At 48.1% G+C, this 8,821-nt stretch carries 9 protein-coding genes and 1 pseudogene; 4 read left to right on the top strand and 6 right to left on the bottom strand.

Translation table 11 applies throughout. The features are described from left to right. Positions 1 to 185, top strand: a 185-nt coding sequence (locus tag JCM15124_RS16460; RefSeq protein ID WP_232220080.1) for a hypothetical protein, incomplete at its 5' end; no start/stop codon positions are given. On the opposite strand, the gene JCM15124_RS04460 is transcribed toward JCM15124_RS16460, so the two are convergent. Further along, positions 137 to 2,206, bottom strand: coding sequence for a hypothetical protein (locus JCM15124_RS04460; protein WP_024998463.1), 2,070 nt, complete (start codon positions 2,204 to 2,206; stop codon positions 137 to 139). The two genes, JCM15124_RS16460 and JCM15124_RS04460, sit on opposite strands and share 49 nt — an antisense overlap. Before the next feature lie 867 nt (positions 2,207 to 3,073). Between JCM15124_RS04460 and JCM15124_RS13260 the strand changes: the two genes are divergently transcribed. The 3 genes and pseudogenes from JCM15124_RS13260 to buk all read left to right on the top strand — a co-directional run bounded on the left by JCM15124_RS13260 (position 3,074) and on the right by buk (position 5,337). Next, the gene (locus JCM15124_RS13260; RefSeq protein WP_156930666.1) at positions 3,074 to 3,262 is read left to right on the top strand and encodes a hypothetical protein; all 189 of its coding nucleotides are present in this window, start codon (positions 3,074 to 3,076) and stop codon (positions 3,260 to 3,262) included. Positions 3,263 to 3,352: 90 nt separating this feature from the next. Next, positions 3,353 to 4,266 (top strand): annotated as a pseudogene (locus tag JCM15124_RS13255) (phosphate acyltransferase). A gap of 6 nt (positions 4,267 to 4,272) precedes the next feature. Continuing rightward, positions 4,273 to 5,337, top strand: coding sequence for a butyrate kinase (buk, locus tag JCM15124_RS04440; RefSeq protein WP_024998462.1), 1,065 nt, complete (start codon positions 4,273 to 4,275; stop codon positions 5,335 to 5,337). A 633-nt stretch (positions 5,338 to 5,970) separates the two neighbouring features. Here the strand turns inward: buk and JCM15124_RS16455 are convergent. From JCM15124_RS16455 to JCM15124_RS15810, 5 genes are all read right to left on the bottom strand, one after another. Beyond that, complete coding sequence (locus tag JCM15124_RS16455) at positions 5,971 to 6,537, bottom strand: hypothetical protein (RefSeq protein ID WP_024998461.1); 567 nt, start codon at positions 6,535 to 6,537, stop codon at positions 5,971 to 5,973. Beyond that, positions 6,489 to 6,806, bottom strand: coding sequence for a hypothetical protein (locus tag JCM15124_RS15820; RefSeq protein WP_156930665.1), 318 nt, complete (start codon positions 6,804 to 6,806; stop codon positions 6,489 to 6,491). Before JCM15124_RS15820 ends, JCM15124_RS16455 begins: the two co-directional genes overlap by 49 nt. 455 nt (positions 6,807 to 7,261) lie before the next feature. Then, positions 7,262 to 7,414: a hypothetical protein gene (locus JCM15124_RS15815; RefSeq protein ID WP_156930664.1), complete on the bottom strand. Its 153-nt coding sequence runs from the start codon at positions 7,412 to 7,414 to the stop codon at positions 7,262 to 7,264. 114 nt (positions 7,415 to 7,528) lie between these two features. Next, positions 7,529 to 8,539 carry a helix-turn-helix domain-containing protein gene (locus tag JCM15124_RS13250; RefSeq protein ID WP_051527356.1) on the bottom strand — a complete coding sequence of 337 codons (1,011 nt, stop codon included), beginning with the start codon at positions 8,537 to 8,539 and terminating at the stop codon, positions 7,529 to 7,531. Then, positions 8,536 to 8,706: a hypothetical protein gene (locus tag JCM15124_RS15810; protein ID WP_156930663.1), complete on the bottom strand. Its 171-nt coding sequence runs from the start codon at positions 8,704 to 8,706 to the stop codon at positions 8,536 to 8,538. The genes JCM15124_RS13250 and JCM15124_RS15810 overlap by 4 nt, the downstream gene beginning before the upstream one ends. Between the last annotated feature and the right edge of the window lie 115 nt (positions 8,707 to 8,821).

Raw genomic sequence — 8,821 nt, 5'->3', positions numbered from 1 at the left:
AAAAAATGGTTATAGGCTGTGCAAGAAGCCTGACGCCGACTGCAGGGGCAGCAGCGAGGGGCGTCTTACACAGTATTTATATTGGTTGTTTGCGCTTGGCAGGGGGAACGGCAATGGTTGCGCGGTCAGCCCAACCCTACTTCACCACCACCTTGTGTGTGATGCCGGCGATGCGCACAAGGTAGATGCCCTTCGGCAGGGCTACGTGCTGTCCGACTTGAAGGGTGCGGTCGAGCACGACGGTGCCGTCTGTACGCACCACGCTGACGCGGGTGTCGCGGTCGAGAACATAAAATCCTCCGTCGGCAATGCGCAGTCGGGCAATGGCAGCGGTGGCGGCAGGCGTACTGCCGATGGCGGTTGCACCCACCTTTTCCAAGCGTATGTTGTCGAGATAGAGGTTCATACCTTTCTCCACATCGGTGGTGTTGGCATGGAAACCGATGTAGATGGCAGCCGATTTGTCGGCAGTGAACTCGACGGAACGTGTGTCGAAGTTGTCGCTTTCCACTTCGGTGTCTGCCACCAACTGCCGGGTCATGGCTGCTGCTTCGGGTGCAAAGCCGTATTTCACCTCATATTTTTCGGTGCCTACAGTGCGCACGTCGTAAGTCAGCTTGTATATCATGTCCTTTTCTACAGCAATAAAGGGCGTGAAAAGCCAGTCGTTTTTGGGTGCCGTCGAACTGTATATCTTCATGAATTTATATTCGTAGTCCCAGTCCCAGTAGGCATTTCCTTCGCCGATGTGCTCGGTGGTGAAGAGCAACACCTCGTCGTTGGTATCGAAACCGGTTGTGTAAGGCACTTCAAAAGGCTTGCCTATCATTATCTTGTTCGATGCCGTAGGCACTCCTTTGTGGTCTTCGTCGATGTAGGGAGTTACGTCGAAGAAGCATTTTTCGGCTTTCTCTTGCGCCACGGTGTAGGTGTATGGCGAGGTGGCAGCGTTGTCTACCATTTCGCCTGCGGGCATTTTGCGCACTTGGTATTTCACTTCCGCCGGGTCTACATACCCGTTGTGCATGCCTTCGGTGGCAGCGTCCCATGTCAGGGTGAGCTTTTCGGCGTCGTCGCCCTGCACAAGCCGCACGTTCTGCACCTGCTTCGGCGTGTCGTGCCCTACGTATATGTTCTTTATTTCGGCTTTGTCGCCATCGCCTTCCGCATTGTTCAAGACGACGGCAAAATCGTGCAGACCTTGCGTAGTGGTAACTTCGGCGGTGGTTGCCTTGCCCGCTTGCGTACTGCCGTGAGTGTTTTCCTTGCCGTCTACGAAGATTTTGTAGGCAAGTTCGCCTGCGAGCGTCTGTCCGCCGTGTGTCTTTTCGGGCGCGGTAAAGGCGATATTGCCTTTCAGTTCGCCCTTTTCAAATTTCGCTGCAAGGTCTGTCGCGGCTGCCGGAGCACCTTCTGCCGCCACTTTATCGCCCACATAGAGCCAGCCAAATTCCTCTTCGTGCTTAAATTCGCGAAGCATGGTGTGGGTTTTCGCCTTTAAATCTATCTTGTAAATGCCCGGTGTGCCGCCCCAATCGTCGAGCGTGGCTGCCCAGTACATGGTGTTGTTGTCGTCCGGTGCGAATGCCGCCGACTGCTGGTAGAGGGGGTTCATGCCCGTCGAAAGTATTTCGGTGAAGGCGGCATCGGCGGTTGAGAGTTCTCCCACATAGCCTGCCGAGTTGATGCCGTAAAGTTTTCCTTCGCCGTTGAAAGCCATTGCGAGGAAGTTGCTGCCCAGTTTGCCCACCTCCTTGCGCTCGTGCTTGTCCAAATCGAGCGTGCAGAGCTTGTAAGTATAGCCGTCTTTGTAAACCGAATAAACCTTGTCGGTCTTTTCGTCGTAGGCAATGGGACAACTGATAGATACCATATCGGCAGGCACCTTATGCCGTGTGATGAGCGTAAAGTCGTCGGCGTTGTATATGTACATATACTTTTCTGCCCCATAACCCGTGTCGTCGTTCACAAAGAAGTAGTAGCGATTTTTCACTTTTACGATGCCGTAGTAGGGCAAGTAGGCAATTTTCTGCACCACCGTCATGGGCGAGGCAGCCGCCGTCGTAAATTTATAGATACCGTTGTTTTCGTCTGCTCCCACAAGATGTCCGTACAGGTTGTACTCTGCATCAGCCGTCTGTGCCTCTGCGGGCATTGCTGCAAAGAACGCGATGGCAGCAACGAGCGTTATAAAAGGTTTTTTCATCGTATAAATATTTAAATTTGGATTTATCAGATTGCTTTTTCCGCTTTTAAATTGCCGGTAATAGCTCTGCCTTGCCCTATGTTATATATAAATAAGCCCTATGTTATATATAAATAAGGTATAAGCCGATATATGCTTTTTCAACTTGTCTGTCTTCTCGGTAAAGGCTGCCGGCATTTGCAAAAGTATAAATATTATTTCAACCATGCAAACAAAAAGCTAAAAAATATTGATATTTTTATACATTCTGTAAGGTTTGCAAACAGTCCTTACGCACTATGAAAGCATTTAAAGGGTGCAACGGCAACAGTTTGTTAAAGCCGCAGCAACTAAACCGAACCGCTCTGTGCATAAAACCGAAACTATTCGGAGACTTTCAAATTCGGGTTGTGCAAAATGGTCGGAAAAATACTTCAAAAACCTGCAATTTGTGTAAACATTTTTCGCAAGCGTAGCTATCGTGTAACCATCTGTCCGTCAGCGTGTTGCAAAACCTATTGTTTCGCGTTCTTAAACCGTAGGTTTTGCACGGTTAAACCGTAGGTTTTGCGTTGTAAAACCTACGGTTTCGCAACGCCAAATCGAAATTATCATTTTTCTTCAGAATAATGTTTACAAAATAAGAGAAAAAGTTCAGCATCGGGAAATAACAAAAAGTAAATCGGCAAATAACGAAAAGCAAATCGAGAAGAAACAAAAAGCAAACCGAGAAGAAACAAAAAGCAAATCGACAAATAACAAAAAGTAAATAATATAGCCGTATGTCTTCATTTTGTTACGTATATCTTCCGAAATACTAAAATACTGCGAATGCTCTGCTTCAAATTCTTTAACCCCAATCGGGCATTAGGACGCATTTGCTTATATTTGTTAGTACCGTTATGCTTCCTTACCGCTTTCGTCCGCTTGCCGGCATCTGCGCAGCCATTCCATCTCGACGTAGCCCGCTACGCCTTCGATGAAATGCCGGCACATCTGCTCAACAATCGAACAAAAGCAATTAAGGACGCTAATGCCCGATTTGGGTTAAAATATCAAAAAAAACATATTTTGTAAAATGGAATTTTGTTGAATAAATAACCTTTTTGTATCTTTGCGGTTGTAGAACAAGAGAGGAATTTTTTCACAAAAAGAAAAAAGGAAAAAATGAAAAACGACACGAAAAGAATTGCAGACTTTTCCCAATTGGTGGAAAACCTGAACGAAACAGGCAACAAAAAGAATGTTGCCGTAGTGTGGGCGGAAGACAGCCACACCCTCGAAGCTGTAGAAATGGCACATAAAGCCGGGTTTGCAAACCCCATTCTGGTGTGCTCGCAGCAGACAGCCGAAAAGTATAACGGCAAGTATGAAATACTTTTGGCAGACAGCCCGCAGGACGCTTCCGAAAAGGCAGTGGCACTTGTGCGGGAAGGACGTGCCGATGCGCTCATGAAAGGCTTTGTGAATACCGACGTGTTGCTGCGTGCCATTCTCGACAAAGAAAAGGGAATATTGCCCAAAGGCAGCGTGCTGACACACATCACGCAGCCAAACTGCCCACCTATCCGAAACTTTTGTTCTTTACCGACCCTGCCGTTATCCCCCACCCCACGCAGGAACAGCGCACGGCACAGATACGCTACATTGCCGATTTCTGCCATGCGTTCCACATCGAGCAGCCTAAAATATCGCTCATTCACTGCTCTGAAAAGCCCGACGGAAAGCACTTCCCTTACACTGAAGGCTATTTGGAACTGAAAAAGATGGCTGCCGACGGTGCTTTCGGCAACTGCATCGTAGACGGACCGCTCGATTTGAAGACGTCGTGCTCGGCAGAAGCATTGGCAGACAAGAAGATTGACTCGCCCATAGGGGGCGAAGCCGACGCCGTAATCTTCCCCGACATCGAGGCAGGCAACGTGTTCTACAAAGCCATTACTCTGTTTGCAGCAGCCGAAACAGCAGCCGTGTTGCAGGGCACGCAGGTTCCTGTGGTGCTGGCAAGCCGCGGCGACACCGTAACATCGAAGTTTTACAGTATGGCACTCGCCACCATCATCTCTAAACCAAACAAATAATACTATATGGCATACAAGATTTTAGCGATTAACCCGGGGTCTACTTCTACCAAAATATCAGTAGCCCACGACCTTGAACCGCTTTTCGTAGAAGATGTTAAGCACGCGCGTTGCGACCTTGAACACTTTCATACCATATTCGACCAATACGAGTTCCGCAAGCAACACATATTGCAGGAACTTGAACGGCGCAACATTCCGCTCGACTTCGATGCTGTCGTAGGGCGCGGCGGATTGGCAAAACCCGTGGAAAGCGGTGTGTACAGAGTTAGCCCGGAGATGATTGAAGACCAGCGAACAGCTCCTCACCAACACCCGTGCGACCTCGGTTGCAAGCTGGCATACGAGATTGCAGAGATGATACCCGGCTGTCAGAGCTTCATTGCCGACCCCGGCGTGGTGGACGAAATGGCACCCGAAGCACACATTACAGGACTGCCCGAAGTGCCGCGCATCTGCATTTGGCACGCACTGAACCAGAAAGCAGTGGGTCGCCGCTATGCACGCGAACACAATACATCGTACGACAAACTGAACCTTATTATTGCTCACCTCGGTGGCGGCATCTCTTTTGCAGCCCATCAGCAAGGGCGCGCCATCGATGCCAACAACGCTTTGTCGGGCGACGGACCGTTCTCGCCGGAGCGTACAGGCACGTTGCCGATGCTGGAAATCGTTCGTCTGTGCTACCACAGCGGTCTCAGCGAGGAGGAAATGATAAAGAAAATATGCTCGCAAGGCGGTTTGCTCGCACATTTGGGCACCAACGACTTCCGCGAAATTAGGAAACGCATCGATGCGGGCGACGACCACGCACAGCTCATCATATCTGCCATGATATGGAATGTGGCGAAGGCAATTGCTGCCGAAGGTGCTGTGCTCTGCGGAAAGATAGACGCCATAATCCTCACAGGAGGTATGTGTTACAGCGAATACCTTGTCGGCGAACTGAAAAAGCGCATCAGCTACCTCGCCCCCGTGGTGGTTTATCCCGGACAGGACGAAATGCTCGCCCTCACAGAGAACGCCTTGGCGGCATTGGAAGGTAAGCAGGAAATAAAGGTTTACTAAACCGTTGGAACGTAAACCATAACGTTCGCAACCCCCAACGCATAGCCTCGCCGGTGGCAGAAGATAGCTTCACCGGTGGTAGAAAATAGCTTTGTCGGTGGCAGAAGATAGTCTTGTCGGTGGCAGAAATGCGATAAACCGCCGCAAGAAAAGCGTGAATATTTTTCGCAAGCGCAACTATCGCATAACTTTCCCGCTATCAGCGCATTGAGAAAACTATTGTTTTGTATTTCAAAAGCGGCTGTTTTGCACGGTAAAACCGTAGGTTTTACATCGCAAAGCAGCCGCTTTCGCAGTGTTGAAACGCAGTTGCCGTCTTTTAACGGAATTATCTTTACAAGGTGAAACCGAAAAGCCCTCACCGGTTCATCAGCCGACTTGCTTTAAAAACACCTGCGAAACAGTCTTCCGAACCTGCTTTCGCATGCTGCAACCCACCTTCCCACACATTTATATTTTGAGTGCATAAGTCTGCCGAACATTCCTTCGCATGCTGTAACCCACGTTCCCACACGCTTATATTTTGAGTGTATGAATAACCGATTAAGCTTAAAAAGCCCCGACCAAACTTGCATTCGGTCGGGGCTTTCCCTTTTGTTTATGGCATCTCGCAGATGCCTTATGCGTTTATGTTTACTTTACCAAAACCTTGGCAGTTGAGCCGTCGGACATCTTAACGATGTTAAGACCGCGCTGCGGAGTACTGATTCTGCGACCGTCTACGGTGTAACGTGCCACTTCCTGCAGTTCGCCGGTGTTCTCAGATATACCTCCAATGCCTGCCGGGTCGGTATTCTCTACGAGCAGCCATACATACAAAGGGCCGAAATCGCCCGTAGCATCAGTCCAATCGGTTACAGAAACCGAGGTGCGAACAAAGAGGCTATTAGCTTGCATATTACCGTCAGATATAACGAGAGGGAACTTTGTTACGGCTAAAGCGTTGGTAATGGTGAGAGAATAACCTACATAGACACCTTCAGCACCTACAGTGTATGGTGTGGTGAGTGCGATGTCGTTGGCAAGTCCTGTTTTTTCCTCGCCCTCGTCGCCCGCATTCAGAGACGATATATCAACATTCTGAACATAGTCTGCCTTGCTGCCGTCTGCAGGCAGGCTCTTTGAAATCCATATCTTGAGGTCTTTTGTGTTCACTTTATCGCGGAGATAGAGGCGAATTGCCTTGATGGTCTTTCCCACAACAGCACTATTGCCGGGGGCAACGAAGAAAGCAGCATCGTAAGTTTCGGCTCTTTGTGTGCCGAGTGCAGTACGCTTGTCGGTTTCCTTACCATATCCCCACCAAGCCTGATTGGCAGCAGGTCTATCTTCTTGGGCAGCTGCGCCTTATATGAAGTGAACGACTGTGCATTTCCTGCTGTACTTAGGACTTGCTTAAATTCTCTCGTTTGCGCATGGGCTGACATGCCCAGTACAACTGCAACGGTTAAAAATAAAAGTTTTTTCATAACTATGAATTTTAAGTTAATGCGCCGTATTGAATTATTACGGCACTAATGAATACATTTTTGTCTTTCTTTTAATACAACAAAACAATATTTTAATAGTTTATTTGTCATTTCTTTACTCCTTTCTTTAAACAGTACCATGTGTTATTTGCAAAGATACAGAATTATTTTGATAAAACCATCGTTTCGTTAGAAATATTTATCAAAAAATTAAAAAAACCGTTCTTATCGTTGCCAAATAGGGAAAAAGCACGGCAACAACTTATGGTTTTCGGCACATTTGCGGTTTTGAAAAGAAGATAAACATAAAAGGCTGTATATATAAATAAGGTGGTTACGGCTTAATATGCCTATCACCGGAAAGCAACCAAAGCCTCTTCGGGATTAATATGCTTATCACCGGAAAGCAGGCGAAGCCTCTTCTGACTTAAATTCCTATATCGACTCCATGTTGTTTATAAAGCGAAAAGAAGCCAAGAAATACGTAAACGAAACCAAGAAAAAGCATAAAAAAAGCCCATAAAACCGTAAACATTTTTCGCAAGCGTAGCTATCGTATAACCATCTGACTGCCAGCGCATTGCAAAACCTATTGTTTCGCGTTCCAAAACCGTAGGTTTTGCACGGTTAAACCGTAGGTTTTGCATCGTTAAACCTACGGTTTCGCAACGCCAAATCGCAATTGCCGTTTTTTAACAGAATTATCTTTACAGAATAAAGCCTTACGAATCAGCGGCAGCCAGCCACGCTTCCTTTCTCCATTTGCTCGGTGCCTGTCCCTCCGACTTGGTAAACGACGATGTGAAATGCGACAACGACTGATACCCGGCACGCTGTGCAACCTTGCCCACAGAAAGGTTCGGCTCTTTCAGAAGCAGGTTCTTGGCATACGAGAGGCGCAGGCTGCCTATCCATTCGCGGAACGACATGTGGAAATGCCCGTTGATGTAAGTAGACAGATAGGTGCGGTTGGTGTACAGTTCGTGCGCCAAATCGGCGAGCGTAAGCCCATTCTGCGTAAAGCCGTTGCGCTGAATCCACCGCTCCAGTCCTTCCGCTATTCGCTCGTTGCTATACGCCTGCGTCAGCGTTTCGAGCTTTTTGTCTTCCTGTTCGTCTTCGGCGGGCTCGTCGGCAGACGGAGGAAAGAAGTCCGTTTCGGCAAAATCTTCCCGTTCCTCATCGTTTTCTATCGCCACATCCACCTTCTCGTAGAACAGCACATAATGCTTATAAGAAACATAAAGATAGATGAAAAAAGGTATGGCAGACAGGAGCCACAGCACCACATAGCGGTCGGGAATGAACGTAAGAAACCCTTGACTGATGCCGTAGCCCACTGCCCAATAAGTAAAGACGGACATCCAGCGGATATACACCGCAATTTCGTCAGAGTAATAGTCGTCGAGCGTGCGCACGGCATGGCGGTAGGCACGCAGCAGTATCGTACCCAACCACGAGCAATAGGCCATAAAGGCGGCTGCCATACCGATGAGCAGCCAAGTGCGTGGCTGTCCTTTGGGCAGCAAAAGAAAAAGTGTTGTGGCAACAGCAACGTAGACAAACCAGCCGGCAATGTGCCAAATGAAGCGTCGTTGCGTTACGAAGTTCTTCACAAGGAGCATCACCAGAGCCGAGCCGAAGAACCAAGCAGCCAGCGAATAGGTACAAAGATTAATGAAAATAGCAAACGTTGAATCGGTAAAACGCGGACTGAAGGTGAGGTGTATCAAGTAGTTGGCAGAAAGCAACAGCAGGGCGCAGCCATAATGGTGCGCGAACGGCGATACTTTTTAAAAATGTCGCGGTCGGGCAATCTGCCTACAATGAAGCTCACGCCGAAGAAAAGCAAGAGCGAAAGCGACATGCACAAGGTATAACTATATTCAATAGGTAGCATAAACAGGTAGTTTGTATATTGTGTGTAAAGTTACCAAATAAGTAAGAAAGTAACAAGAAATAGCGCAAAAAAAACGATGACGGCTGCAAAAAGTATGGGCAGAGCAACGTTCTAC

This window comes from Prevotella falsenii DSM 22864 = JCM 15124 (genome assembly GCF_000613945.1).
GTDB classification, from domain to species: domain Bacteria; phylum Bacteroidota; class Bacteroidia; order Bacteroidales; family Bacteroidaceae; genus Prevotella; species Prevotella falsenii.
The sequence above is the reverse complement of the archived record's forward strand: the minus strand, read 5'-3'. Positions and strand labels throughout refer to the sequence as shown.